A 25911-nucleotide genomic window follows, 5' to 3' on the forward strand; every position below is an offset into this window, starting at 1 on the left:
CAGCACACCCACCCATTCTCATCCGCCGGAAGCGGCCCGTCAGGGCCCATCGAAATCTAGTGCGGGATGCTCCGTCGCGGACGGCGTTCAACGTCTCGGCGGAAGCACTCGATCGCCGCGCGCACCTCGTACTGGGTGTCCGTCTCAGCGAGTCGGTCGAGGTAGAGCTGCCGGCGCGCCAGGCCCGGAAGGTCGACGGTGAAGTACATCGCCATCAGCGGGTTGACGAACAACTCGCTCCCCTGGGTGCGTTCGGTGAACCGGACGTCGCCGAACTCGCCGCGGATCGCGGCGGCGATCTGGCCGTTGACGATGCTGGGCCGCATGGCCGTGTGGCGCTGCGCGTGCGCGACCGCGTCGAGGTAGAGCCTCGCCTCCCGGCCGGCGCTCGGGATCGTCAACGCGCCCAGGTACGCGCCGTCGCGGTCGAGGGCGGCGAGGTTCTCCAGTACGTGGGCGTGGCACACGCCGTGGTAGGCGTCGATGCCGAAACCGGCGCACGTCACCAGCCGTACGGGCACCTCCAGCCCGGCGACCGCCGCGAGGCTGGTCATGTCCTCCTCCGGGGTGCCGAGGCCGGATTCGTCGCCGCGCATCAGAATGTCGGTGCCGCCGTCGACCAGCACGACGGCGTCGAGGTCCAGCCTTCGCACCAGCTCCCGGTACGCCGCGCGCAGCGGGCGCACGCCTGTGCGGGGAAAGGCGTACACCGTCGAGTGCATACCCTGCGCGTCGAGCCAGCGCGCCAGTGTCCGCTCCGGGAAGTACCCGTCGTGCCCCCTCGTGACGGGCGTGACGGCGGCCAGATTCGGCTCGCACCAGTCATCGACGTCGATCAGGTCGAGCGCGCTGAACGACAGGTTCGCCAGCCGCACGGACTTGCCGAGATCCATCAGCGCGAACGCCAGCGGCAGCCCGGCGTAGACGTCGAAGCCGCCGCCCGCACCGGCCACCAGAACCCGGTCCGAACCTCTCAGGGCGGCGAAGAGCGGCGGCTCGTACAGCGATGTCATGCCTCACGACCCTAGACACGCTCGAGCGTGCCAGGGGTATGCCGGCTGATCGGGAAATTGCCTCCCGTCCTTCGGCGGGCCAGGCCGCGCGCCGCTCCCGGTGGTGCCGTCGGGAGCGGCGCGGTGTCCGGCGTCCGGTCAGCGGTGGGACAGGGCGGGCGGCTTGGACCTCGGCTGGAACGGCAGGAAGCGCTCCGCGCGGTGGGGACGGGCCGGGATCTCCGTCGCCTCCACGGCCAGCATGCGGTCGAAGCGGAACGCACGGACGCCCTGGCGGAGGCGGCACCAGGCCACGAGGTACCAGTGTTCGCGGTGGACCAGGCACGTCACCGGCTCCACCTCGCGGATCGTCACGTCTCCCCGCGCGTCGGCGTAGTGGAGGCGGACGACCAGCCGCGCGGTGATCGCGCCGGCCGCGGTGCGGGCCCGGCGGGCGGTGGCCGGGTCGAGGGGGCTGGTCAGCGTGGCCAGCGTGGTCGCGACGACTTCGCTCGGCGCCTCCACGTCGTCGAACAGGTGCCGCAGGGCGCGGCGGGCGGTGGCGGACTGGGGGCCGGCTCCGAGGTGGGCGAGCGACAGGCCCAGGGCGGCGATCTCGGCGGCGGTCAGGCTCGGACGGGTGCGGACATCGAACATCACGTTCTCGGCCATGCCTCGATCATACGTTCGACCACTGACATTTTTACGTGGCCGAACAGCCAGAACACCATCGTGCCGGTGCCGGCGTGACCCGTACGCCCGGCACCGCCTGGCCCGTCCGCCGGCTGGGCAACTACCATGCCGCAATGCCATCTCGCCGGCGGCCTGGGCCCTCCCCGGCGCCTGTTCTCGCTCTCCTCGCGAGTGTGGCCACGCTGGTGTGGTGGGGGTGGCTCAGCCCGGGTGGGCGTACCGATGCTGCGCCGCGCGTACCTCCAGGCACAGCGCGCGCAGGTCGGCGCCGGGCCGGTCGAAGCCGTGCGAGGCGGCGCGCGGGTCGGCGCGGCGGTGCCGCAGCGTGCTGTTGAACGCCAGGTCGAGCGAGTCGTGCAGCATGTACACGTGGTACCGGATCAGCCCGAGCGCCCGCGTACGGTACTCATCGAGTTCGGGGATCCCCACCGGCTCCTCCAGCTGCCCCGCCATCCGCACGAACGCGTACGCCAGCCGGGTCGCCTCACGGGCCAGGCGGACGGGCACGTCGTACGGCTCGACGGCGCAGAGCCGTACGATCCGGTCGCCCTCGGGCTGGATCTCCACGGCCCAGTCGAGCACGGCGATGAGCCGGGCGAGCTCCTCCGGATAGGACGAGGCGGACATGAGGACGACCTCCGCGGCATGGGCGGCCGGCGTTAGGCCGCCGCCTCCACTCTCGTCCCTGCCGGGGCACGGGACAAGCCGAACGGAACACCCATCTCTCCGTCGGCGCCTGCCCGGCCGGCCCCCGCCCACAGGCCCCGCGGATACCCCTGTCCTCTTTTTTCTACAAAACCTAGACGCAGGTCGAAGAAACTTTAGAATGATCGGAAGACCGAGCGAGGAGGAGACCATGTCAGGCTCCGAGCCATCGGTGTCGTTCCAGACCCGTCCCGACCGCTACCGCCACTGGCGGATGGAGTTCGACGGCGAGGTCGCCTACCTCGTGATGGACGTCGACGAGCAGGGCGGGCTGCGGCCCGGCTACGAGCTGAAGCTCAACTCCTACGACCTCGGGGTCGACATCGAGTTGTACGACGCCGTGCAGCGGCTGCGGTTCGAGCATCCCGAGGTGCGCGCCGTCGTCATCACGAGCGGCGACGACAAGGTGTTCTGCGCCGGAGCCAACATCCGCATGCTGGCCGCCGCCGGCCATCCCTGGAAGGTGAACTTCTGCAAGTTCACCAACGAGACCCGGTGCGGCATCGAGGACGCCTCCGAGCACTCCGGCCAGACCTACATCGCCGCGGTGAACGGCACCGCCTCCGGCGGCGGCTACGAGATCGCGCTCGCGTGCGACCGCATCCTGCTCATCGACGACCGTTCGGCGGCGGTGTCGCTGCCGGAGGTGCCGCTGCTCGGCGTCCTGCCCGGCACCGGCGGGCTCACCCGGGTCGTGGACAAGCGCCGCGTGCGCCGCGACCGGGCCGACGTCTTCGCGACGAAGCCGGAGGGGGTCAAGGGCCGCACCGCGGTCGAGTGGGGCCTGGTCGACGAGGCGGTCCCCCGCAGCAGATTCGAGCAGACCGTACGCGAGCGCGCGCGGCAGGCCGCCGCCGAGTCGACGCGCACCGGCGAGGGCGGCGTCAGCCTCCCGATGCTCGAACCCGAGATCACCCCCGACCGGATCGTGTACCGGCACGTGACCGCCGAACTCGACGGCGACCGGGTGACCATCACGATCCGCGCGCCGGAGGACGCGGTGCCGCCCGCGGTCGTCGACGCGGACTTCTGGCCGCTCGCCATGACCCGCGAGCTCGACGACCTCATCCTCTGGCTGCGCACCAACGAGCCCGAGCGCGGCACCTGGGTGCTCAAGACGACGGGCGACATCGACGCCGTGCTCGCGCATGAGGAGGCGATGACCGGCGACAAGGACTGGCTCGCCGCCGAGATCCGGCACTACTACAAGCGGACGCTCAAGCGGCTCGACGTGACGAGCCGCAGCCTGGTCGCGCTGATCGAGCCGGGGAGCTGTTTCGCCGGCGCCCTGCTGGAGACGGCGCTCGCGTGCGACCGGCAGTACATGCTCGAGGGCGCCGAGATCGTGGTCACCGAGGCGAACTTCGGCGCGTTCCCGATGGCGAACGGCTGGAGCCGGCTGGCGTCGCGCTTCCACGGCGAGGACGAGCCGCTGCGCGACGTGCGCGGGCGGCGGCTCGGCTCGGAGGAGGCCGACGAGCTCGGCCTGGTCACGCTGGCCCTCGACGACATCGACTGGGACGACGAGATCCGCATCGCGCTGGAAGAACGCGCCTCGCTCAGCCCCGACGCGCTGACCGGCATGGAGGCCAACCATCGGTTCGCCGGACCTGAGACGCTGGAGACCAAGATCTTCGGCCGCCTCTCCGCGTGGCAGAACTGGATCTTCACCCGGCCCGGCGCGTCCGGGCCCGAAGGTGCCCTGAGCAAGTACGGCACCGGTGTACGAGCGACCTTCGACCGAAGAAGGACATGATGCAAGCGAGCCCGACGCCGCGAAGCAAGCCGGCCGCGGAGCGAGTGAGGAGGGTGAGCGACCAATGAGCACGGAGCGAGCCCGACGCAGCGAGCGGAGTGGGCGGCGCCGCGAAGCAAGCCGGCCGCGGAGCGAGTGAGGAGGGTGAGCGACCAATGAGCACAGCGGACTACCAGGAGAAGATTCCGAACAACGTCGGGCTGGCCGACGACCGGCGGTTGCAGCGGGCGCTGGAGTCGTGGCAGCCGGGGTTCCGCGACTGGTGGGCCGAGATGGGGCCCGAGCTGCCGACCGAGGACGTCTACCTGCGCACCGCCGTGAACGTCGGCCGCGAGGGCTGGGCGCACTTCGGGCACGTGCCGGTGAGCGAGTACCGCTGGGGCATCTTCCTCGCCGAGCCCCGCCCCGACCGGCGCATCGCGTTCGGCGAGCACAAGGGCGAGCCGGCCTGGCAGAAGGTGCCCGGGGAGTACCGCTCGGCGCTGCAGCGCCTCATCGTGATCCAGGGCGACACCGAACCGGCGAGCGTCGAGCAGCAGCGCCGCCTCGGCTACACCGCGCCCAGCCTGTACGACCTGCGCAACCTGTTCCAGGTCAACGTCGAGGAGGGCCGTCACCTGTGGGCGATGGTCTACCTGCTGCACGCCTTCTTCGGCCGCGAGGGCCGGGAGGAGGCCCAGGAACTGCTGCGCCGCAACTCCGGCAGCGAGGACTCCCCGCGCATCCTGGGCGCGTTCAACGAGGAGACGCCCGACTGGCTGTCGTTCTTCATGTTCACCTACTTCACCGACCGGGACGGCAAGTACCAGCTCGGCACGCTGAAGGAGAGCGGCTTCGACCCGCTGTCGCGCACGTGTGAGTTCATGCTCAAGGAGGAGGCCCACCACATGTTCGTGGGCACCACGGGCGTGGACCGCGTCGTCGGGCGCACCGCGCGGCTGATGGTCGAGCACGACACCGACGACGCCGGCCCGTACGGCGCGATCCCGCTGAACGTGATCCAGAAGTACCTGAACTTCCACTACAGCGTCAGCCTGGACCTGTTCGGCGGCGAGACCTCCACGAACGTCGCCAACTACTTCTCCGCCGGGCTCAAGGGCCGCTGGCAGGAGGAACGCCGCAAGGACGACCACCGGCTCACCGACCGGGGCGCGTACGTGGACGCCGTCGAGGACGGCCGGCCGGCGCGCGTGGAGGTCGAGGCGCTGACCGCGCTCAACACCGACCTGCGGAACGAGTACATCGCCGACTGCGAGAGCGGCGTCAAGCGCTGGAACCGCATCCTCGCCGACGCCGGTCTCCCCCACCGGCTCGCTCTGCCGGACCGCGCGTTCAACCGGTACGTCGGGGCGTTCGCCGGGATCAACGCCTCGCCCACCGGCGAGGTACTGACGGACGCCGAATGGGAGGCGCGCAAGGATGCCTGGCTCCCGACCGACGCGGACAAGGCGTTCGTCGCGTCCCTCATGCATCCGGTGTACGAGCCGGGTAAGATCGCAAGTTGGCTCGAACCCCCGCGTAACGGAATCAACGGCAAGCCGTTCGACTACGAATACGTTCACTTCCTCTAAAAGGGCGTGGTCCGGTGTTCAACGCCTCCACTTACCTCGTCGACCGGCATGTCGAATCCGGCGGCGGCGACCGCACGGCGGTGACCGGGCCCGGGGGGACCCTCACCTACGCGGAGCTGCTCGACCGGGTCCGGCGCATGGCCTCGGGCCTGCGCGAGCTGGGCGTGCGGCCCGAAGAGCGCGTCATGATCTTCATGCCGGACTCCCCCGACATGCTCGCGCTCATCCTCGGCGCGATGCGGATCGGCGCGGTGCCCGTCCCCGTGTCGACCATGATGACCGCGCACGACCTCGGCGGAGTGCTGCGCGACTCACGGGCCCGCGTGCTGGCGGCCGGCGCGGAGTTCGCCGCCGCCGCGGAGGAGGCCGCCGCGTCAGCGTCCGACCTCGCGGTGTTCGCCCTCACCGGGGAGGCGCCGCCACGGGCGCCGGCCTGGGCGCAGAGCCACCTGCTGAGCAAGATCGCCGAGAGCGACGGCGCCGGCGACCCGTACCCGACGAGCCCGGACTCCACCGCGCTGTGGCTCTACACCTCCGGCACCACCGGCCTGCCCAAGGGCGCGGTCCACCGGCACGCGTCGATCCGGTCGGTCTGCGAGACGTACGGCGCGCGGGTGCTGGGCATCCGGCCGGACGACCGCTGCCTGTCCGTGCCCAAGCTGTTCTTCGCCTACGGCATCGGCAACTCCTGCTTCTTCCCGCTCTCCGCGGGAGCGTCGGCCGTACTCGAACCGGCCCGTCCCACGCCCGCCGGCATCGCCGAGCGGCTGCTCGCCGAACGCCCCACGCTGTTCTTCGGCGTGCCGACCTTCTACGCCGCGCTGCTGTCCGCCGACCTGCCGCCGGAGACGTTCGCGTCCGTACGGCAGGCGGTCTCGGCGGGAGAGCCGCTGCCCGCGCCGATCTTCCGGCGATTCGCCGAACGGTTCGACGTGGAGATCCTCGACGGCATCGGGGCGACGGAGGCGCTGCACATCTTCGTCTCCAACCGTCCCGGCGAGGTGCGTCCCGGCTCGACCGGCCTGCCGGTGCCGGGCTACGACGTGCGGATCGTCGACGACGCCGGCGCCGACGTCCCGTACGGCACTCCGGGGCATCTCATGGTGCGCGGCGACTCGATCGCGACCGGCTACTGGTGCCGTACCCAGGTCACGCGCCGCGTGTTCCAGGGCGAGTGGCTGCGCACCGGCGACACCTACGTCGCCGACGAGGACGGCTCGCTGCGGTTCCTCGGCCGCTCCGACGACATGATCAAGGCGGCGGGCATCTGGGTCTCGCCGAGCGAGGTGGAGGCGCGCCTGCTGGAGCATCCGGACGTCGCGCAGGCGGTGGTGGTCGCGATGCCCGACGGCGACGGCCTGGACAAACCGGTCGCCGGCATCGTACGGGCCGAGGGCGCGGCGGTGACCGAGGAGGAGATCATCGCGTTCTGCCGCGAGGGGCTGGCGGCGTTCAAGCGCCCGCGCGCGGTGCTGTTCCTCGACTCGCTGCCGACCACGGCGACCGGCAAGGTCCAGCGGTACGTCCTGCGCGACGCGTTGCGGGAGCGCGGCTTCACGCCCTGACGGTTCGCACGCGTGTTTGACCCTGTCTCCTCCGGGGAGTCTGGCTGCAGACTTCGGGAGGTAGGGAGCATGACCGCACAGGGTGCGCGCTTCAAGGTCACGGGCAGCCGGGTGTCATCCAGCGGTGCGTTCCGCGCGCTCGGCCGCGCCGGGCTGGCCGCGCGTGGCGTCATCTACATCATCGTCGGCGTGCTGGCGGTCCAGATCGCCTTCGGCAAGGGCGGCAAGGAGGCCGACCGGCAGGGGGCGCTGCAGACCGTCGCCCGGACACCCGGCGGCACGGTCCTGCTCTGGCTGCTGGCGGTCGGCCTGGCAGGCATGGCGATCTGGCGCTTCAGCGAGGCGATCTGGGGCCAGTCCGTGCCCGAGGGCGACAAGGCCACCAAGCGCCTGTCCTCCCTCGCCCGCGGTGTGTTCTACACCGTGGTCTGCGCGAGCACGGTCGCCTTCACGGTCGGCGCGGGCGGGCCGGGCTCCAGCGACAAGAAGAGCAAGGACTGGACCGGCAAGGCGATGCACGACCTGCCGGCCGGCCGCTGGCTCGTGCTCATCGCCGGGCTCGGGCTGGTCGCCATCGGCGTCGGCATCGCCGTCGCCGCGCTCCGGACCAAGTTCGAGAAGAAGCTGCGCACCCACGAGATGAGCCCCGGCGTCCGCAGGGCGGTCACGACGGTGGGCGTCATCGGCAAGTCCACCCGTGCGCTCGTGTACGCGGCGGCGGGCGGGTTCATCGCCTACGCGGCCATCACGTTCGACGCGGACAAGGCCAAGGGCGTGGACGGCACGCTACGGCAGTTCTCGCACACCGGAGCCGGGCCGTGGCTGCTGGTCCTGGTCGCGTTCGGCCTCATCGTGTTCGGCGTGTACTCCTTCTGCGAGGCGCGCTGGCGCCGCGTCTGACCCACGGGCCCCGCCCGTACGGCCGAGGTCCGCGGCAGCGGTAGGGCGGCGAGAGGGGGTTTCCCGTCTCCCACCGTGGCCCTGTTCCCGGCTTCGCCGACTTTCCGGCGATGGCGGTGTTTGTGTCGTCTTACACAGAGGAAGCTGAAGCCAGGCACTCGGCATGACCTCACGGAGGAGACGATGACACAGACCGCCCTACCGGCGCGGACGGAGGCCCGCGGCACTCTGCTCGACGTCGTTCCGGCCACGCAGCGTGCCGAGCTGCTCCAGCTCGGCACGCTGCGGCACTACGAAGCCGGCAGCGTCCTGCTGCGCGAAGGCGAGCGATCGACGCACGTCCTGCTCTTCCTCAGCGCGGTGGCCAAGGTCACCGCGAGCCTGGAGAACGGCCGCATGGCCCTTCTCGGCATCCGGGTCACCGGCGACATCGTGGGCGAGATGGCGGCGATCGACGGCGGGCCGCGCTCGGCCACCGTCACGCTCTGCGGGGCGGGAGTCCTGCGGGTCATCGGCCGCGGCGAGTTCGTGGAGTTCCTGCGCTCCTGCCCGGACGCCCACATCGCGGTGTCGGGCATGATCAGCCGGAGGCTCCGCTGGGCGAACCGCCGGCGGGTGGACTTCAACGGCTACTCCAGCCGGATCCGGCTCGCCCGCGTCCTCGTCGAGCTGGCCGAGGCCTACGGGCACAGCGCTCTGGACGGCATCACCTTCGACGTCGGCCTGACCCAGGAGGAGCTGGGCGCCTTCGTCGGCGCGGACACCGACACCATCGGCAAGGAGGTGCGCAAGCTGCGGTCGCAGGAGGTCATCCGCACGGGCTACGGGAGCATCATGATCTGCGACCTGACCGCGCTGAAGAACATCGCCCGCATGCCGGACCAGTGAGCGAAGATGATCAGCGATACCCGCCTGGTCTACCGCCTCCTGGTCGCGGTGGACGTCGAGAGGTACAGCACGCGCAGCGCCATGGAGCAGTTGCGCGCCCAGACGGACCTGCGGCACGTGCTGGACGCCGCCGCGTCGCGCGCGGGGCTCGACCGGGGGCTGTGGCACAAGCAGGTCCGGGGCGACGGTGAGCTCGCCGTGCTGCCGCCCGAGGTCGACGTGCCCGGAGCGGTCGGCGCGTTCGTCCAGGGGCTGGAGACGGCCCTGTCGGACCTGAACGACGCGCGCGTCGGGCAGGCGTCTCTGCGGCTGCGTCTCGCCCTGCACCACGGCACGCTCGCCCCGGGGCCGTTCGGCCCGATCGGCGACGCTCCGATCGTGGTCAGCCGGCTTCTCGACGCCGGGCCGGTACGCGAGGTGCTCGCCGGCCGGCGGCACGGCGACCTGGGTCTGGTGGTCTCCGACACGCTTTTCCAGGATGTCGTGCGAACGGGGTTCTGCTCGCTCGCCCCGGACGACTTCTCGCCGATGAGGATCACCGTGAAGGGCATGTCCTACCGGGGGTACGTCCGCCGGCCGAGAGTGGTGGCCGCCGACGCAACGGTGGTCGCCCTCTCCCCACGGCGGATCGAGGCTCAGCACCACCTCGAGGTGAAGACCAGAAGCGAGGACTGACCGGCGTCCGGTGGTCCGCTGCGCTCCGTACCGGACGCCGGTCAGTCGAGGTGGTAGACGCGCAGGGCGTTGCCGCCCAGGGCCAGTGCGGCGGTCTCCTCGTCCGGGCACAGCTTGGCGACCGCACGGGCGTTCGACGCGATCCCCGGGACTCCGGGCCAGTCGGTGCCGAAGATGAAGCGGCGGCTCAGCCGGGCGAAGTCGTGCCGCGCGTAGTACTCGGGCAGGCGCCTCGGGGGCAGGCCCGACAGTTCGATCCACACGGTCTCGCGGGACAGGGCCAGGAAGGCCGCCGCGTCGTACCACCAGCCGCGCCCGCCGTGGGCGAGGACGAGGTTCATCGTCGGGAAGTCCCGCAGCACCTCGTCGAGCAGCACCGGGTCGGCGTAGGAGTTCATCGACCCGGGGAAGCTGCTCGTGCCGCAGTGGACGACGACCGGCACGCCGCGGTCGCGGCACACCTCGTACGCCGGGTACAGCGCGCGCTCGTTGGCCGGGAAGCCGCCGTGCACCGGGTGCAGCTTCAGCGCGACGGCGCCGAGGCCGAGCTGACGCTCGACCTCCTCCGCGACCGGGAAGTGCAGGTGGGGGTTGAGGTTGGCGACCGGTCGCATGCGCGCCGGGTCGTGGGCGGCGAGCGGCAGCAGGTCCTCGATGGGCTGGATCCCGGTCGCCTTCGGGCTGTACTCGCTGAACATGAGCACGACGTCGACGCCCTCGGCGTCCAGCAGCTCACCGAACCGCGCGGGCACCACGGCGCCCTCCTCGTCGTACACCCGGCCCAGCACCTCGGCGTCGCCGAAGTCGGCCGCCCAGTCGTGCCAGGCGCGTTTCAGCGTCGGCAGCCGCGCCGGATGTGTGTGGGCATCGACGAGAACATGACCATCGAGCACGAAGCCGTCCGTTCGTTGACAGCGAGTTTTTACTTAGGGGCCATGATGCATGACGCCTCTGTAGAGTGACACGGGTGACCGCCACCCGCCCCACGCTGACCCGGCGCCATGCGGTGGGCGAGACGAGCGCGCGTTCCCTGCTGCTGACGGTCCTCGGTGAGTTCGTCCTGCCGCGGGAGGCGCCGGTCTGGACCGCCACGATCGTCGAGATGCTCGACAGTCTCGGGGTGGAGGAGAAGTCGGCGCGCCAGGCCCTCGCGCGCACGGCGGGCGACGGATGGCTGTCCTCCGAGCGCGTGGGGCGCAGCGTGCGCTGGTTCCTGACGCCGTCCGGCCGGCGGCTGCTCAGCGAGGGCGCCGAGCGCATCTACGCCTTCGGCACCCCGCCTCCCGCCTGGGACGGCGTCTGGCTGATCCTCTACGTCTCGGTTCCCGAGTCCAAGCGCCGGCTCCGGCACCGGCTCCGTACGAAGCTGACCTGGGCGGGCTTCGGCTCGCCGGGCCCGGGCATGTGGATCTCTCCGATGCCGGCGCGCGAGCCGGAGGTGCTGTCGGTCGTGAAGGGGCTCGGCCTCGACCAGGGCGCCATGTCGTTCACCGCCCGGTTCGCCGCGGTCGGCAGCGAACACGAGATGGTGCGGCGGGCGTGGGACCTCGACGCCGTCGCCGCGCAGTACGCCGCCTTCGTCGAGACGTTCGGCGGTCTGGAGCCCGCCTCGGCGCACGACACGATGCTCGCCCAGACGCGCCTCGTGCACGCGTGGCGGCGGTTCCCGTTCCTCGATCCCCGGCTGCCGGCCGCGTTGCTGCCCGAGGGCTGGATCGGCGACCAGGCGCGCCGGCTGTTCGCCGACCGGCACACCGAATGGTCCGAGGTCGCGCAGAACCGCTGGTGCGAGCTGACCGGCCGGTAGCGCCCGCGAGGGCCACGGGCCGAGCCGATCACTCGCGATCCCCGCAGCGGCTTTCCTGGGAAAACGCCGTGCCAACGACGCGGCGAGCTGACGGCCCGGTGCGCTAACACCGGATCACGAGCCGTGCGGGGTCGTCCAGGACCCGTTCCACCACCAGGGACGCCGCGCCCAGGGCGGCGGCGTCGCCGCCGAGGCGCGACACCGTGATCCGCGGCGGCGAACGCCGGACGAGGCCCGCCCCGCCGGCCAGCGCCGCCTCCGTCGCGGGGCGCGCCCACGGGGCGAGGCCGGAGAAGATGCCGCCGAGCACGATCGTGTCCGGGTCGAGCAGGTTCACCGCCGTGGCCAGGGCCTGTCCGAGCGCCTCTCCCGCCCGGCGTACGGCGGCCAGCGCCCGCTCGTCGCCGCGCTCCAGCCGGGCGACCAGCGCCGACAGCGGGCCGTCCGGGCTCGCCGAAGACGTCGCGGTGGCCGCGGTCATGCCCGCTCCGCGCAGGATCGCCTCCTGCCCGGCGACCTGTTCGAGGCAGCCGCGCCCGCCGCAGGCGCAGGGCGGTCCGCCCGGGTCGACCACGACGTGGCCGAGCTCGCCGGCGAAGCCGTGCGCGCCGCGGAACACCCGGCCGTCCACGACGATGCCCGCGCCGATGCCGATCTCGCCCGACACGTGCACGTACGAGCCCAGCGCCGGGCCGTCGCCGAACCACAGCTCGCCGAGCGCGGCGAGGTTCGCCTCGTTGTCGTAGTCGGCGGGCAGCGGGAGCGGGGGCAGACCGGCGTCCAGCAGCTCGCCGGCCGCCACGTCGTCCCAGCCGAGGTTGGGTGCGCTGCGCACCAGCCCGCCGCCCTGGTCGAGCGTGCCGGGCAGCGCCACGACCGCGCCCGCCACCGACAGCCCCTGGTCGCCCGCGGCGGAGATCGCGCGGGCGGCGAGGCCGGTCAGCGCGGCGATGACGCGCTCGGGGGCGCGGTCGCGGTTGTCGGCGGCGACGATGTGGCGGTGCCGGATCCGGCGTCCGAGGTCGAGCACGCACGCGGCCAGGTAGTCGACGTTGATCTCCAGTCCGAGGCCCGCGACGCGGTCGCCGTTGACCGATACCGCGGTCGCCGGACGGCCGCGCTCGCCGTCGCGTACGGGCCCGTCCTCGCGCACCAGCCCGGCCCCGGCCAGCGACGCGACGAGGCTGGACACGGTCGTCTTGGTGAAGCCGGTCGCCTCGGCGAGGCGGGCACGGCTGACCGGCTGGCGGCGGGCGATCTCACCGAGCACCACGGCCAGGTTGCGTTCGCGCATGGTGCCGTGGCGCAGGGGCGCTTGGCGCATCGTCAAAGACTAATCCCGTTCGCCCAGGCATGTTGACACTTCGGGCCTGCGCGCTTTAATTAGTCCAGGTCGCGTACGAATTAAGGAGCCAGCATGTCGAGTACGTTCCAGCCCACGCGCGAGGACCGGTTCACCTTCGGTCTCTGGACCGTCGGCTGGCCGGCGCGCGACCCGTTCGGCGACGCCACGCGGCCGCCGCTCGACCCGGTGGAGACCGTGCACCGGCTGGCCGAGCTCGGCGCGTACGGCGTGACCTTCCACGACGACGACCTCCTCGCCGTCGAGCCGGACCGCGACCGGGCGATCGCCTCCTTCCGCAAGGCCCTCGACGAGACCGGCCTGGTCGTGCCGATGGCGACCACCAACCTGTTCACCCACCCGGTGTTCAAGGACGGCGCGTTCACCTCCAACGACCGCGACATCCGGCGCTACGCGATCCGCAAGGTGATGCGCAACCTCGACCTGGCCGCCGAGCTGGGCGCGAAGACCTATGTGTTCTGGGGCGGCCGTGAGGGTGCCGAGTCCGAGGCCGCCAAGGACGTACGGGCCGCGCTCGACCGGTTCCGCGAGGCGATCGACACGCTGGCCTCCTACTCCACCGAGCGCGGCTACGGCATCCGGTTCGCGCTGGAGCCCAAGCCGAACGAGCCGCGCGGCGACATCCTGCTGCCCACGGTCGGCCACGCGCTGGCGTTCATCGGCTCGCTGGAGCACGCCGACATGGTCGGCCTCAACCCCGAGGTCGGGCACGAGCAGATGGCCGGGCTCAACTTCGTGCACGCCATCGGCCAGGCGCTGTGGCACGGCAAGCTCTTCCACATCGACCTCAACGGCCAGCACGGCAACAAGTACGACCAGGACCTGGTCTTCGGGCACGGCGACCTGAAGAACGCCTTCTTCCTCGTCGACCTGCTGGAGAACGGCGGGTACGACGGGCCGCGCCACTTCGACTACAAGCCGACCCGCACCGAGGACATCTCGGGCGTGTGGGCGAGCGCGGAGGCGAACATGCGCACGTACCTCATCCTCAAGGAGCGGGCCCGCGCCTTCCGCGCCGACCCGGAGGTCCAGGAGGCGCTCGCGGCCTCGCGCGTGGACCAGCTGTCCGTGCCCACGCTCGAGCCCGGTGAGACGTTCGACTCCCTCGCGGCCGACGACTTCGACCTGGACGCCGCGGCGGCGCGCGGCTACCACTACGAGCGCCTCGACCAGCTCGCCGTCGAGCACATCCTCGGCGCCCGATGACTCTGGTCGCGGGTGTCGACTCCTCCACCCAGTCGTGCAAGGTGGTCGTCGCCGATGCTGAGACCGGTGAGATCGCACGGGTCGGCCAGGCCCCGCACCCGGACGGCACCGAGGTCGACCCGGCCGCGTGGCAAGCGGCGCTGGAGAAGGCGATCGCCGCGGCGGGAGGACTCGACGACGTCGCCGCCCTCGGCATCGGCGGGCAGCAGCACGGCATGGTCTGTCTCTCCGCCGACGGTGAGGTCGTACGGCCCGCGCTGCTGTGGAACGACACGCGCTCGGCGGGCGCCGCCGACGAACTCGTCGCCGAGCTGGGCGGGCCCGGCGCGTGGGCCGAGGCGGTCGGCAGCGTGCCGGTCGCGTCGTTCACCGTGACCAAGCTGCGCTGGCTGGCCCGGCACGAGCCGGAGGCCGCCGCCCGGACCGCCTCGGTCTGCCTGCCCCACGACTACCTGACTTGGAAGCTGACCGGGGAGCTCACGACCGACCGCGGCGACGCCTCCGGCACCGGCTACTGGTCGCCCGCGGACGGCGAGTACCGGCCCGACCTCCTGGAGCTCGCCCTGGGCCGCGTTCCCGCCGTTCCGCGGCTGCTCGCCCCGGCCGAGCCCGCGGGGCGTACGGCGTCGGGCGTGCTCGTGTCGGCCGGCACCGGCGACAACATGGCCGCGGCGCTCGGACTCGGCATCCGGCCGGGCGACGTGGTCGTGTCGCTGGGCACGTCGGGTACGGTCTTCGCCGTCGCGGAGTCCTCCTGCGCCGACCCCTCGGGAGAGGTGGCCGGCTTCGCGGACGCGACCGGCCGTTTCCTGCCCCTGGTGTGCACGCTCAACGCCGCCCGCGTGCTGGACGCCGCCGCGCGGCTGCTGGGGGTCGGCCACGAGGAGCTGTCCCGGCTGGCCCTGTCCGCCCCGCCCGGCGCGGACGGCCTCGCGCTGGTCCCCTACCTGGAGGGCGAACGCACGCCGAACCGGCCCGACGCGACCGGCGCGGTACACGGGCTGCGCCTGGACAACGCGACACCGGCCCACCTGGCACGGGCCGCGGTCGAGGGCATGCTCTGCGGATTGGCCGACGGGCTGGAGTCCCTGCTCCGCCAGGGCGTGCGAGCCGACCGGGTACTCCTCATCGGCGGCGCGGCCCGTTCGGACGCGGTACGGCGCATCGCGCCGACGGTGTTCGGCCGGCCGGTGCTGGTGCCGCCGGCCGGTGAGTACGTCGCGGAGGGCGCGGCGGTCCAGGCGGCCTGGTCCCTGTCGGAGACGTCCGAGCCGCCATGCTGGGAACGCCCGGGCCTGACCACGTACGAGGCCGACCCGTACCCCGCGCTCCGCGAGCGCTACGCCGAGGCCCGCGACCACGTACTGAACCGCTGGGTGTAGTGCCCGGGCAGGTTGGTTGAGGACCTGCGCAAGCGGGAGGCCCGTCCGTCGAGCGGTGCAGTAGGACGGCGGGACTTCGAGACAGGTCTTAGGAGTTCGTAAGGTGGGCGAGGACACGTGCGGTGATGTCGCCGAGGGTGGTGATCTCGTCCTCGGTGAGCAGGTCGATGAAATGGCGGCGCACCGACTCCACGTGGGCGGGCGCCGCCTCCTCGATCGTCCCCCACCCCTTCTCGGTCAGGACGACGAACGCGCCGCGACCGTCGTCGGGGCAGTCCTCCTTCACGACCAGGCCGCGCGCCTGCATGCGCGTGATGTGGTGCGATAGCCGGCTCCTGGACCACAGCATGCGCGCGGCGAGGTCGTTCAGCCGGGCGCGGTGGCCCTCCGCCTCGCCGAGGTTCGACAGCACGTCGTAGTCCGGCTCGGACAGGCCCGAGTCGTCCGCCAGGTCCCGCGCGATCCGCAGGTCCAGCAGACCCCGCATGCGCCGGTAACCGATCCAGGCGCGGAACTCCCGGTCATTCAGCCAGCGCACGTCGTCCACGCTGACCACCCTAGCAGGTCGTTGACATGTCATCTATCAGCCGCGTATTTTCGATGACATGTCAACCACAATGGTCTCGCCGCGCCCGGCACGGGTCGCGGTCCTCGGGGCGTCCCTGCGTAAGCAGTCGTTCAACGTGCGCCTGGCGGCGCTGGCCGCGCGTATGGCCGCGACCCACGGCGCCGAAGTGCGCACGGTCGGCTTCGGCGACCTCACGGTGCCGCCGCTCGACACCGACGCGCTGGAGACCGACGGCGTCCCCGAGGGCGCGCGCAGGTTCGGAGACCTGCTCACCGAGACGGACGGCTTCATCATCGCCGCCCCGGAGTACAACTACTCGGTCTCCGGCGTGCTGAAGAACCTCATCGACTGGACCTCGCGGATCCGCCCGTGGCCGTTCACCGGCCGAAACGGGCTCCTGCTCTCCGCCTCGACCGGAGCGGTCGGCGGTGTCCGCGGACTGTGGGCGTTGCGTGTGCCACTCGAAGGCCTCGGCGCGCACGTCTACCCGGACATGTTTCCCCTCGCGTACGCCGAGACCGCGCTGACCGCCGACGACGACCTGGCCGACTCCGCGCTGCGCGAGCGCCTCGACCGGCTCGTCGGCGCCTTCGTCGATCTGACCCGGACGCACGCTCTCCGGCGAAACGTGTGATCCCCGACCGGACTCTGGCCTTCACCGCCGTGGCGGCCGGGCTGATCGCGGCGCCGGGCGCGGACTTCGCCGCCGTGGCGCGGAACGCGATCGCGGACCGCCGGGCCGGCGTGTGCACCGGCCTGGGAGTGGCCACCGGATCGCTCGTGCACACCGCCGCCGCGGTGGCAGGCGTGGCGGCCGTGTTCGTCGCCCATCGGTCCCTGTTCACGGCTCTCCAGGTCGCGGGCGGTGTCTACCTGCTCTACCTGGGCGCGCGCTCGCTGCTCACCTTCATGAGGGACCGCGTCGACCCGGCGGCCGAGAAGACGGCGGCGCGCGGCCCGGCCGCGGCCTTCCGGCAGGGGTTCCTCGTCAACGTCACGAACCCCAAGGCGCCGGTGCTGTTCCTCAGCCTGCTTCCCCAGTTCGTTCCTCCGGACGCGGACCCGCTGACGCGTTCACTGGTCCTGTCGCTGATCGTCGTCGGCTGCGCGCTGCTCTGGTTCCCGGCGGTCGCTCTCGCCGTCCACTCGGTCGGCGCGCTCCTCGGCGGCAGGCCGGTGCGGCGGACACTCGCTCTCCTCACGTCGCTGCTGCTCCTCGGCCTCGGCGTCCGCATGCTCCTCTTCGGCTGAGGGCCACAGCTCCCGCAGGGCCTCCTCCACATCCTGGACCGGTGCGCCGAGATCGTGCCGGCTGAACAGGTGCAGCGACTCCCCCGTGTCGATCTCCAGGAGCTCGGTGCGCAGGCCGTGGGACCGGCGCTCGGTCACCACGACGTGCTCGACCTCGTCCCACGGAATGCGCCGGTGACCGGCGAACCCATGCACGACGGTTACTCCCTCGGCGTCGGCGGACAGCCGGGCCGGGGCCAGCACGTCGCGCAGGCCGTACACGCCGAGGGCCAGCGCCCCGGCGGCGCAGAGCAGGAGCCGCTCACGCTCGTCTCCCGAGAGGACGGCGAGGAACACGAGCAGCAGCGCCCCGGCGAACTTGGCGAACACCAGCACCGGAGCGACCCGCCATCGCTGAGGTCCGATCACCTTTCCAGCATGGCAGTGCCGACCGATCGGATAAATTTGGGCGCTCATGAGCCGTGAGTCCCTCCAGAGCCGGGTCGTCTCCGCCGCCGAGGCCGCGCTGGCGCGCGCGAACACCGTCTCTGCCCTCGACGTCCTGCACGGCATCGGCTGGCTGCCCGCGAACCGCGTCGACGAGTGGCGGCAGGGCCGGCTCGGCCACCTGGAGCAGGCGCTCAACGTGCGCCCCGACCGGCTCGCCAAGGTGATGACGGCCCTGCGCCGGTGGGCCGAGGACGGCGGCCTGCGGCCGGTCGAGGTGCCGTACGTCTCGGCCACGCGTGACCGGGCTCCGCTGCGGTTCACCGCCGACGGTGACGAGGCCGCCGAGCGCGCCTTCCGGACTCACTGGCTCTCACCGGACCTGTCCGAGGCGAAACGCGAGCGGGTGATCCAGCGGGAGAGCGCGGCACCCGACCTGGTGGTGATGGTGCCGCTCAAGGAGTGGACCTGCGCCGGCTGCCACGGAACGGGCGACTTCCTGGTCATGGAGGACGGCAGACCGACCTGTCTGACCTGCACCGACATGGACCACCTGGTCTTCCTGCCGGCCGGTGACGCCGCCCTGACCCGGCGGGCGAAGAAGGCGAGCGGCCTGTCGGCCGTGGTGGTGCGCTTCAACCGCCGCCGCAAGCGGTACGACCGCCAGGGCCTGCTCGTGGAGGAGCGCGCGCTGGAGCTGGCCGAGGAGCAGTGTCTCGCCGACGAGGACGTCCGCGCGCGACGGCGTGAGCGCGACCGCGAACGCCGCGCGGCCGAGGACGTGGAGCTCCAGGCGCGGACGGCGCGCGAGATCCGGCGGATGTTCCCCGGCTGCCCGGCCGGGCGCGCCGAGGCGATCGCGCTTCACACCGGCACCCGCGGCAGCGGCCGCGTCGGGCGCTCGGCCGCCGGGCGCGCGCTGGACGAGACCGCCGTCCGGGCGGCCGTCGTCGCGTCCGTACGCCACGAGAACACCGACTACGACAGGCTGCTGATGTCCGGCGTCCCCCGCGCGGAGGCACGCGAGCGCATCCGCGCGGACGTCGACCGCGTACTCGACGGCTGGCGCGCCGGCCCCTGACCGAACGCGGTTCCATCGCGGCCCCGGCGTGCAGAGCCCGCGCGGATAGGGGCGCGCGTAGCGCAGTCCCTGTCCGCGCGGGCTCGTATCGTGGGGGCGGATGAGGGGAGCGCCCATGGCGACCGCGTACCGGATCTGCCCGCTCTGCGAGGCCACCTGCGGGCTGGAGCTGACGATCACCCAAGGCCGGGTGACCGCGGCGCGCGGCGACCGCGACGACGTGTTCAGCCACGGCTTCATCTGTCCCAAGGGCGCCACCTTCGACGAGCTGGAGAACGACCCCGACCGGCTGCGCGCGCCCGTGGTCCGCACCGGCGGCGACTGGCGCGAGGTCACCTGGGACGAGGCGTTCGCAGCGGTCGAGCGCGGGCTGACCGCCGTCGCCGGCCGGCACGGGCGGCAGGCGCTCGCGATCTACCTCGGCAACCCGAACGCCCACACGCTCGCGGGAGGGCTGTACGCCGGGCCGCTCGTCCGGGCGCTCGGCACCACCAACGTCTACAGCGCGAGCACCGTCGACCAGATGCCCAAGCACGTCTCGAGCGGCCTGCTGTTCGGTGACTCGCTCGCCATCCCCGTGCCCGACCTCGACCGCACGTCCTACCTGCTGATTCTGGGCGCCAACCCGGTCGACTCCGGCGGCAGCCTGTGCACCGCCGCGGACTTCCCCGGCAGGCTGCGGGCGCTCCGTGAGCGCGGTGGCACGCTCGTCGTGGTCGACCCGCGCCGCACCCGCACCGCGCGGCTCGCCGACCGGCACCTCGCCGTACGGCCGGGCACCGACGCGTACCTGCTGTTCGCCGTCGTGCACACGTTGTTCGAGGAGGGCCTGGCCGTACGCCGGGACGACGCGGACGGCGCGGACGAGGTCGCCGCCCTGGCCCGCGACTTCACCCCCGAGCGCGTCGCCGGCGTCTGCGGCGTCGCGGCGCCGGAGATCCGGCGGCTGGCGCGGGAGCTGGCGGCCGCGCCCAGCGCCGCGGTGTACGCGCGGATCGGCACGTCCACGGCCGCGTTCGGCACGCTGACGAGCTGGCTGGTCGACGTCCTCAACGTCCTCACCGGCAACCTGGACCGCCCCGGCGGCGCCATGTTCCCGCTCGCGCCGCACCGGCCGGCGGGCGCGCGGTCCCGGCGCGGGTTCCGGCTGGGCCGCTGGCACAGCCGGGTCCGCGGGCTGCCCGAGGTCCGCGGCGAGCTGCCCGCCACGACGCTGGTCGACGAGATCGTCACGCCCGGCGAAGGCCAGGTGCGCGCCCTGGTGACCGTCGCGGGCAACCCCGTGCTGTCCACGCCCGGCGGAGACCGGCTCGGCGACGCGCTCGGCGCGCTGGAGTTCTTGGTCAGTGTCGATCCGTACCTGAACGAGACCACGCGGCACGCGCACGTCGTCCTGCCGCCGCCCCCGCCCAGCCGGTCCCCGCACTACGACTTCGCCCTCAGTGACCTCGCCGTCCGCAACACCGCGCGCTACTCACCGCCCGCCCTGCCGCTGCCGGCCGGCGAGCCGGACGAGTGCGCGATCCTCGCGCGGCTCACGCGGATCGCCTCCGGTCAGGACGCCGACGCGGACGAGTCGATCATGACGCGCGCTCTGGGCGCGGCCACCGCCGACCCGTCCTCGCCGGTCCACGGCGCGGACCCGGCCGCGCTCCTGGCCCGGCTCACCGGGGAGAGCCCGGCCCTGCGGCGCCTGGACCTCATGCTGCGGCTCGGGGCGTACGGCGACGGCTTCGGCGCGGTGCCGGGCGGCCTGTCCCTGGAGGCGCTCCGGCGCGCGCCGCACGGCATCGACCTCGGGCCGCTGCGCCCGCGGCTGCCCGAGGTGCTGCGCACGCCCTCGGGGCGGATCGAGCTGTGCCCGCCGCCCATCGCCGAAGACGTCGGGCGCCTGCGCGACGGCCTCGCCGAGCGGCGCGCCGCCGGGCTCGTCCTGATCGGCCGCCGTCACCTGCGGTCCAACAACAGCTGGATGCACAACCTGCCGGGCCTCGTCCGCGGTTCGAACCGCTGCACGCTCCAGGTCCACCCCGACGACGCACGGCGGCTCGGCCTCGCCGACGCGGGCACGGCCGAGGTGAGCAGCGACGCGGGCACCGTGAAGGTCGAAGTGGAGATCACCGACGAGGTCATGCCGGGCGTGGTCAGCCTCCCGCACGGCTGGGGACACGGGCGGTCCGGCACACGCGCCTCGGTCGCGGCGGCTCACGCCGGCGTCAGCGCCAACGCCCTCACCGACCCGCGGATCCGCGACCCGCTGTCCGGCAACGCCGTGCTCAACGGGATCCCTGTACGGGTTCGTCCGATCTGATTACGGTTCGACCGTTACGGTGGATTGTTGTACTGGTCGGTTTCGGCCGTGCCCAGTGTCGACGGAGGTTCCCCCGGTGGTGGAAGACGACTTCCAGGACATCCTTGAGAACTCCTACCGGACGGGCGGCCCGCTGGACGACGCGGTCCTGGACGATCTGCAGGCCCTCGCGACCGCCGAGCACCTCCTCGGCCCCGACCACCCGGACACGCTCACCTGCCGGATCAACCTGGCCCACGCGTACTACGAGGCGGGCCGGGTGGACGACGCGATCACCCTGGGCGAGCAGGCGTTCGCCGAGTGCGGGCGGCTGCTCGGACCCGACGCCCACGACACGCTGATCGCCGGGAACAACCTCGCCTCCGCCTACCGCGAGGCCGGCCGCCTCGACCGGTCGATCGCGGTCTGCATCCAGACCCTCACCCAGGCCGAGCGCAGCCTCGGCCGCGACGATCCCATGTCGATCACGCTGATCAACCATCTCGCCGACGCCTACTCCGCCGCCGAACGCGTCGACGAGGCCATCGAACTGCTCCTGGAGGTGCTCACGGCCCGCGAGCGCGCCCTCGGGCCGGACGCCCTGGACACCATCGCCGCCCGCAACAACCTCGCGCTCGCCTACCGTGACGCCGGCCGGCTCGACGAGGCGGTACCCCTGATGGAGACCGCCCTGCGCGACGCCGAGCGCGTCATGGGCGCCGATCACGAGGGCGTCCTCACCATCCGGGCCAACCTCGCGTCGCTCTACGACGACCTGGGCCGGACGGCGGAGGCCACCGAGGCGTACGAGCGCGCGCTCAAAGACCGCGAGCGCGTCCTGGGACCCGGCCATCCGGACACGCTGATGTCCGCGGCCACGCTCGGCGCGATCTACAAGGACACCGGGCGGACCGCGGAGGCGGTCGAGCTGACCGAGGACGCCCTGGCGGGCCTCCGGCGGTTGTACGGCCCCGACCACCGCGACGTGCTGCGGGTCCGCATCCGCCTCGCGCACGTGTACCTGTCCGCCGGACGGCACGCGGAGGGCATCGCGCTGCTGGAGGACGCGCTCGCCGGCTGCGAACGCCTCCTCGACGCCGACCACCCCGACACCGTCCGGTGCCGCCGCGACCTCGCCGAGGCGTACCGCGAGGTGGACCGCCCGGCCGACGCCGTCCCGCTGCTCGAACGCGTCGTGTCGGACTGGGAGCGGATCCTCGGCCGGGACGACCGCGAGACGATGGCGGTCCGCAACCTCCTCGCGCTGGCCTACGACGACTCCGGCCGCAAGGACGAGGCCGTCGCGGCGTACGAGCACACGCTCGCCGACCGCGAACGCGTGCTCGGCCCCGACCACCCCGCGACGCTGCTGTCCCGCAGCAACGTCGCGCTGACCTACCGCGAGCTCGGCCGCCACGCCGAGGCCGTCGCGGCCCTGTGCGCGGTGGTCGACGGGCGGCGGCGGGCGCTCGGCCCCGACCACATCGACACGCTGCGGTCGCGCAACCACCTCGCCCTGCTGTACGAGGAGACGGGCCGGCTCGACGAGGCCGTCGCGCTGTACGAGGAGGTGCTCGCGGACTGCGAGCGCGCCCTCGGCAGTGGTCACGAGCTCACCCGCAAGGTGCGGTTCAACCTCGACGACGCGCGCCCGCCCCGCTGGGAGCCGCGCTACCCGGTGGAGGAACGGCTCGCCGAGGCGAAGGCACGCGGTGACGCCGCCGCGTACCTGCGGCTGCTCGCCGGCCTCGACCTGTTCGTGCTCGCGCCGAAGAGACGCGCCGACGACGTGGTGGCCGGGCGGCACGACGTCATCCAGTGGCTGGTGCGCAGCGTGGACGACCGCGACCACGCCCAGGTCTTCACGCGGGGCGCGATCCCCCGCCAGCCCGGCACGGTGTGCCTGATGCGGTCGATCGCCACGCTCGTACGGGAGTGGCCCGACCCGGAGTGGCGGGTGCTGTTCAACCGCGGCGTGCCGGCCCTCGAATGGTCCTTCTCCTCCGACGCGCTCGCGGAGGCGGCGCGCGACGCCGTACGGCCCGCGGGCGGGCGTCTCCTGGCGAGGATCGACGGCCCGGCCGACGGGGCGCTGGCGTTCGGCCTGGCCTGCGGCGCGCCCCTCGCGGTCCAGGCCTCGGTGCCCTGGAACGACGCCGGTCCGGTGTACGGGGACTACATCCGCGGTCTGCGCTCGCTGCGCGACCTGTGGGACGTCACGAACGCCGAGGAGTGGCGGGGCGCGATGAACGCGCTGCTCGGCGGCGCGGACCACGGCCCGGACACCGTGGCGGACCTGAACGAGCGCATCGGCCGGTACGCGGACCACGCGGACACCACGGCGGACCTGGGCGACCGGATCGGCGGGTACGCGGACCACGGCGCAGACGCCGCGGCGGACCTGGGCGAGCGGATCGGCCGGTACGAGGAACGGCTCCGCGCCGACGGCCTCCCCGCCCCGCACGGGCCGGTCCGCGACACGTCGGCCCACGACCTGTGCCGGGCCGTGCACATGGCACGCTGGGGGCTGGAGGCGCACTTCTGCGACCAGGCCACCGCCGAACGGCTGATCGCCGAGGCCGGCGAGCGGTGCCGGCGCCGGTACGGCTCGTGGGCGGAGCTGTCGGCGGCATGGGCGCTGGGCCAGGCGCTGCGTCTCGGCGACGAAGGCTACGACGCGGCGCTCGCCACCCACCGCACCCTCACCGAGGCCACGGACGGCCCCTGGCAGACCGTCCCGTGGGAGACACCGCGCTGACTCGCGCGGACATGGGGGCGCCCTACGGCGCTTCCCCGGCCTCGGGCGCCCATGACGGACCGTCCCGTAAGAGACCCCTGCGCTTGACACCGCACCCACGCGGACACGGGCGCACCCTACGGCGCTTCCCCGGCCGCGCCCGGAAACGGCCGGTCTCACGGCGCGCGGTCCTCGCTTGTGCACGGAGTGTCTCATCCCGCTTACGACCGATTGACGGTGACGTAACCGCCTCGCTCTGTCATGGACCGCACGACGACAAGTCCAGCGAAGGAGTGACCGTGGCAGAGGCAACCATCTACGAGTCGATCGGCGGCGAGGCGGCGCTGGTGAGCGTGGTCGACGACCTGTACGTCCGGATCCTGGCCGACGACCGGCTTTCCGGCTTCTTCGTCGGCACGAGCCTGCCCCGGCTCAAGGGCCGGCAGGTGGAGTTCTTCGGTGCGGCGCTCGGCGGGCCGATGGCCTACACCGGCGCCCCGATGAAGGAGGTGCACCGGGGGCGCGGGATCGGGCAGGAGCACTTCGACCTCGTCGCGGGACACCTCGTCGACGCGCTGCGCGGTGCGGGCGTGCCCGGCCCGACGATCGACCAGATCATCGCGGCCGTCGCGCCGCTCGCCGACGACATCGTCTCCAAACCGGCGCTCGCCGACTAGGTGCACCGGCCAGGCCGGATGGGCTTGAAGCAGGTGAGGGCCTGCCGGCGCGGCAGTGTGGCGCATGCGCGGGTCGTGCGGCGGGCGCCCGTGAACGGACGCGTCCCGGCTGCCGTGGCTGTGTCACCGGACCTCGTATCGACGATGGATGTCCTGATCGTCACACCGAGGCGCGCCGGCGGCCGTCGTCCGGGGGGAGCCCGCCGGCCTCCGCTCCGGCGAACGGCGCTGTCGGGGTGTGAACGGCGACGGTGAGGGCGGTACGATCCCGGCTCCGCCGTGATCGCGAACGCCGTGGAGGACGGCCCGCGCGCGTCGTGGAGTCGATTCGCGGCGACGGCCTCTCCCCCGGAAGGACCCCCATGCTCATCGAGAACTCCTTCGACGTCGACGCCGACCCGGACCGGGTCTTCGGCTTCCTGCAGAACCCGCACAACGTCGCCACCTGCTTCCCCGGCGCCGAGCTCACCGAGGACCTCGGCGACGACCGGTACAAGGGCAAGGTCAAGATCAAGCTCGGCCCGGTGACAGCGTCCTTCACCGGGACCGCCCGGATCACCGAGAAGGATGAGACCGCACGGGTCGCGGTGCTGGTCGCCGAGGGTAAGGACGCCCGCGGATCGGGCACGGCGAAGGCGACCGCGACGATGCGCGTGGAGCCCAGGGACGGCGGGTCCAGCGTCCTGCTGAAGACCGACCTGACGATCTCCGGCAGGCTGGCGCAGTTCGGGCGCGGCATCATGGCCGACGTCTCCAACCGGATGGTGGGCGACCTGGCGGCACGAGTGCGCGAGCGCATCGAGGCGGAGCCGGAGAGCGGGACGCCCGGCGCTCCCGCCGCCGGGACGCCGGACACTACCGCGACCGAGACCCCGGCGGCGGCCCCGGCGACGGAGGCTCCGGCGACCGAGACGGCGGCGGCCGACGCCGCGCCGTCCGAGGCGGGCACATCCGCGGGCACGACCGAGGCCGAAGCCCCGGTCGCAACCGAGCCACCGGCGACGACCAAGCCTTCGGCCGCCACGGAGCCCACCATGAACGCGGACGCGGGCGCGGGCGCGGAATCAGACGCGGGCGCGAACTCGGGCCCGGGATCCGGCGCGGCGGCCACCGGCGCGAAGACGGCGGGCGACGCGGGCAAGGCCGCCGCGCCGACGGGGACGGCGGGTGCGGCCCCCGCCTCATCCTCGGCGTCGTCCGCCGAGCCCGCGAGCGCCATCAAGGCGAGCACCATGGTCAAGGTGGTGCTGGCCGGCATGTTCCGGCGGCTGTTCGCGCGCCTGCGCGGCCGTTCCGACCGCGGCTGATCCCGGCGTCAGCGCCTCACCGGCCATCGAGGTGGTGAGGCGCCTCGCCGGGCACGGGCGGTAGGGTCCGG

General features: G+C 72.8%; 22 protein-coding genes and 1 pseudogene. 16 read left to right on the forward strand and 7 right to left on the reverse strand.

Going from position 1 to position 25911, the window contains the following annotated elements; all coding sequences use genetic code 11:
• Positions 1–56 precede the first annotated feature (56 nt).
• From ABEA10_RS31950 to ABEA10_RS31960, 3 genes are all read right to left on the reverse strand, one after another.
• On the reverse strand, positions 57–1013 hold the full coding sequence (locus ABEA10_RS31950; protein ID WP_345470269.1) for a DUF1152 domain-containing protein: 957 nt from the start codon (positions 1011–1013) through the stop codon (positions 57–59).
• 138 nt (positions 1014–1151) lie between these two features.
• Positions 1152–1664 carry a helix-turn-helix transcriptional regulator gene (locus ABEA10_RS31955; RefSeq protein WP_329259141.1) on the reverse strand — a complete coding sequence of 171 codons (513 nt, stop codon included), beginning with the start codon at positions 1662–1664 and terminating at the stop codon, positions 1152–1154.
• Positions 1665–1886: 222 nt separating this feature from the next.
• Positions 1887–2312 carry a hypothetical protein gene (locus ABEA10_RS31960; RefSeq protein WP_329259135.1) on the reverse strand — a complete coding sequence of 142 codons (426 nt, stop codon included), beginning with the start codon at positions 2310–2312 and terminating at the stop codon, positions 1887–1889.
• Between the two features lie 229 nt (positions 2313–2541).
• On the opposite strand from ABEA10_RS31960, the gene boxC reads away from it, so the two are divergent.
• The 6 genes from boxC to ABEA10_RS31990 all read left to right on the forward strand — a co-directional run bounded on the left by boxC (position 2542) and on the right by ABEA10_RS31990 (position 9745).
• Positions 2542–4146, forward strand: a complete 1605-nt coding sequence (boxC, locus tag ABEA10_RS31965; RefSeq protein WP_345470272.1) for a 2,3-epoxybenzoyl-CoA dihydrolase — start codon at positions 2542–2544, stop codon at positions 4144–4146.
• 155 nt (positions 4147–4301) lie between these two features.
• Complete coding sequence (gene boxB / locus ABEA10_RS31970; RefSeq protein ID WP_345470274.1) at positions 4302–5717, forward strand: benzoyl-CoA 2,3-epoxidase subunit BoxB; 1416 nt, start codon at positions 4302–4304, stop codon at positions 5715–5717.
• Between the two features lie 14 nt (positions 5718–5731).
• A complete protein-coding gene (locus ABEA10_RS31975) occupies positions 5732–7282 on the forward strand; it encodes a benzoate-CoA ligase family protein (protein WP_345470275.1) in 1551 nt (516 codons plus the stop codon).
• Between the two features lie 69 nt (positions 7283–7351).
• Positions 7352–8182: a DUF1206 domain-containing protein gene (locus ABEA10_RS31980; protein WP_345470277.1), complete on the forward strand. Its 831-nt coding sequence runs from the start codon at positions 7352–7354 to the stop codon at positions 8180–8182.
• 183 nt (positions 8183–8365) lie between these two features.
• Positions 8366–9070 (forward strand): Crp/Fnr family transcriptional regulator, encoded by a 705-nt coding sequence (locus ABEA10_RS31985; RefSeq protein WP_345470279.1) that lies wholly within the window; start codon positions 8366–8368, stop codon positions 9068–9070.
• 6 nt (positions 9071–9076) lie between these two features.
• Positions 9077–9745, forward strand: a complete 669-nt coding sequence (locus ABEA10_RS31990) for a hypothetical protein (protein WP_329259119.1) — start codon at positions 9077–9079, stop codon at positions 9743–9745.
• 41 nt (positions 9746–9786) lie between these two features.
• Here the strand turns inward: ABEA10_RS31990 and ABEA10_RS31995 are convergent, their stop codons facing one another.
• Positions 9787–10638, reverse strand: a complete 852-nt coding sequence (locus ABEA10_RS31995; RefSeq protein ID WP_345470281.1) for an amidohydrolase family protein — start codon at positions 10636–10638, stop codon at positions 9787–9789.
• A gap of 74 nt (positions 10639–10712) precedes the next feature.
• Between ABEA10_RS31995 and ABEA10_RS32000 the strand changes: the two genes are divergently transcribed.
• Complete coding sequence (locus ABEA10_RS32000; RefSeq protein WP_345470283.1) at positions 10713–11552, forward strand: PaaX family transcriptional regulator; 840 nt, start codon at positions 10713–10715, stop codon at positions 11550–11552.
• 103 nt (positions 11553–11655) lie between these two features.
• Here ABEA10_RS32000 and ABEA10_RS32005 read toward each other — a convergent pair whose 3' ends face one another.
• Positions 11656–12876 carry an ROK family protein gene (locus ABEA10_RS32005; RefSeq protein ID WP_345470285.1) on the reverse strand — a complete coding sequence of 407 codons (1221 nt, stop codon included), beginning with the start codon at positions 12874–12876 and terminating at the stop codon, positions 11656–11658.
• Between the two features lie 93 nt (positions 12877–12969).
• Between ABEA10_RS32005 and xylA the strand changes: the two genes are divergently transcribed.
• Positions 12970–14121 (forward strand): xylose isomerase, encoded by a 1152-nt coding sequence (gene xylA, locus ABEA10_RS32010; protein WP_345470287.1) that lies wholly within the window; start codon positions 12970–12972, stop codon positions 14119–14121.
• Positions 14118–15503: a xylulokinase gene (xylB, locus tag ABEA10_RS32015; RefSeq protein ID WP_345470288.1), complete on the forward strand. Its 1386-nt coding sequence runs from the start codon at positions 14118–14120 to the stop codon at positions 15501–15503. Before xylA ends, xylB begins: the two co-directional genes overlap by 4 nt.
• Positions 15504–15591: 88 nt before the next feature.
• Here xylB and ABEA10_RS32020 read toward each other — a convergent pair whose 3' ends face one another.
• Positions 15592–16050, reverse strand: a complete 459-nt coding sequence (locus ABEA10_RS32020) for a MarR family winged helix-turn-helix transcriptional regulator (protein WP_345470290.1) — start codon at positions 16048–16050, stop codon at positions 15592–15594.
• 58 nt (positions 16051–16108) lie between these two features.
• On the opposite strand from ABEA10_RS32020, the gene ABEA10_RS32025 reads away from it, so the two are divergent.
• Positions 16109–16705, forward strand: coding sequence for an NADPH-dependent FMN reductase (locus tag ABEA10_RS32025; protein ID WP_345470292.1), 597 nt, complete (start codon positions 16109–16111; stop codon positions 16703–16705).
• Entirely contained in the window at positions 16702–17322 is a 621-nt protein-coding gene (locus ABEA10_RS32030; protein WP_345470294.1) for a LysE family translocator, read from the forward strand. Before ABEA10_RS32025 ends, ABEA10_RS32030 begins: the two co-directional genes overlap by 4 nt.
• Before the next feature lie 18 nt (positions 17323–17340).
• Here the strand turns inward: ABEA10_RS32030 and ABEA10_RS32035 are convergent.
• A pseudogene (locus ABEA10_RS32035) lies at positions 17341–17874 on the reverse strand (PH domain-containing protein); the annotation flags it as partial.
• Between ABEA10_RS32035 and ABEA10_RS32040 the strand changes: the two are divergent.
• The 5 genes from ABEA10_RS32040 to ABEA10_RS32060 all read left to right on the forward strand — a co-directional run bounded on the left by ABEA10_RS32040 (position 17777) and on the right by ABEA10_RS32060 (position 25840).
• Positions 17777–18829 carry a DUF2293 domain-containing protein gene (locus ABEA10_RS32040; protein ID WP_345470297.1) on the forward strand — a complete coding sequence of 351 codons (1053 nt, stop codon included), beginning with the start codon at positions 17777–17779 and terminating at the stop codon, positions 18827–18829. The pseudogene ABEA10_RS32035 and the gene ABEA10_RS32040 sit on opposite strands and share 98 nt — an antisense overlap.
• Before the next feature lie 115 nt (positions 18830–18944).
• The gene (locus ABEA10_RS32045; protein WP_345470299.1) at positions 18945–21140 is read left to right on the forward strand and encodes a molybdopterin oxidoreductase family protein; all 2196 of its coding nucleotides are present in this window, start codon (positions 18945–18947) and stop codon (positions 21138–21140) included.
• Between the two features lie 76 nt (positions 21141–21216).
• Positions 21217–23877 (forward strand): tetratricopeptide repeat protein, encoded by a 2661-nt coding sequence (locus ABEA10_RS32050; RefSeq protein ID WP_345470301.1) that lies wholly within the window; start codon positions 21217–21219, stop codon positions 23875–23877.
• 278 nt (positions 23878–24155) lie between these two features.
• Positions 24156–24533, forward strand: a complete 378-nt coding sequence (locus tag ABEA10_RS32055; RefSeq protein WP_329259090.1) for a group I truncated hemoglobin — start codon at positions 24156–24158, stop codon at positions 24531–24533.
• Between the two features lie 362 nt (positions 24534–24895).
• The gene (locus ABEA10_RS32060; RefSeq protein ID WP_345470303.1) at positions 24896–25840 is read left to right on the forward strand and encodes an SRPBCC family protein; all 945 of its coding nucleotides are present in this window, start codon (positions 24896–24898) and stop codon (positions 25838–25840) included.
• The last annotated feature ends 71 nt before the right edge of the window (positions 25841–25911 follow it).

Source organism: Actinoallomurus oryzae (assembly GCF_039541955.1).
In the GTDB taxonomy this organism is placed as follows: domain Bacteria; phylum Actinomycetota; class Actinomycetes; order Streptosporangiales; family Streptosporangiaceae; genus Actinoallomurus; species Actinoallomurus oryzae.

Bases quoted from the DNA above. Each gene is read 5' to 3' on its own strand.
- ABEA10_RS31950 (WP_345470269.1), bottom strand. From the start codon at position 1,013: ATGACATCGCTGTACGAGCCGCCGCTCTTCGCCGCCCTGAGAGGTTCG.
- ABEA10_RS31955 (WP_329259141.1), bottom strand. From the start codon at position 1,664: ATGGCCGAGAACGTGATGTTCGATGTCCGCACCCGTCCGAGCCTGACC.
- ABEA10_RS31960 (WP_329259135.1), bottom strand. From the start codon at position 2,312: ATGTCCGCCTCGTCCTATCCGGAGGAGCTCGCCCGGCTCATCGCCGTG.
- boxC (WP_345470272.1), top strand. From the start codon at position 2,542: ATGTCAGGCTCCGAGCCATCGGTGTCGTTCCAGACCCGTCCCGACCGC.
- boxB (WP_345470274.1), top strand. From the start codon at position 4,302: ATGAGCACAGCGGACTACCAGGAGAAGATTCCGAACAACGTCGGGCTG.
- ABEA10_RS31980 (WP_345470277.1), top strand. From the start codon at position 7,352: ATGACCGCACAGGGTGCGCGCTTCAAGGTCACGGGCAGCCGGGTGTCA.
- ABEA10_RS31985 (WP_345470279.1), top strand. From the start codon at position 8,366: ATGACACAGACCGCCCTACCGGCGCGGACGGAGGCCCGCGGCACTCTG.
- ABEA10_RS31990 (WP_329259119.1), top strand. From the start codon at position 9,077: ATGATCAGCGATACCCGCCTGGTCTACCGCCTCCTGGTCGCGGTGGAC.
- ABEA10_RS32005 (WP_345470285.1), bottom strand. From the start codon at position 12,876: ATGCGCCAAGCGCCCCTGCGCCACGGCACCATGCGCGAACGCAACCTG.
- xylA (WP_345470287.1), top strand. From the start codon at position 12,970: ATGTCGAGTACGTTCCAGCCCACGCGCGAGGACCGGTTCACCTTCGGT.
- xylB (WP_345470288.1), top strand. From the start codon at position 14,118: ATGACTCTGGTCGCGGGTGTCGACTCCTCCACCCAGTCGTGCAAGGTG.
- ABEA10_RS32025 (WP_345470292.1), top strand. From the start codon at position 16,109: ATGTCAACCACAATGGTCTCGCCGCGCCCGGCACGGGTCGCGGTCCTC.
- ABEA10_RS32040 (WP_345470297.1), top strand. From the start codon at position 17,777: ATGAGCCGTGAGTCCCTCCAGAGCCGGGTCGTCTCCGCCGCCGAGGCC.
- ABEA10_RS32045 (WP_345470299.1), top strand. From the start codon at position 18,945: ATGGCGACCGCGTACCGGATCTGCCCGCTCTGCGAGGCCACCTGCGGG.
- ABEA10_RS32060 (WP_345470303.1), top strand. From the start codon at position 24,896: ATGCTCATCGAGAACTCCTTCGACGTCGACGCCGACCCGGACCGGGTC.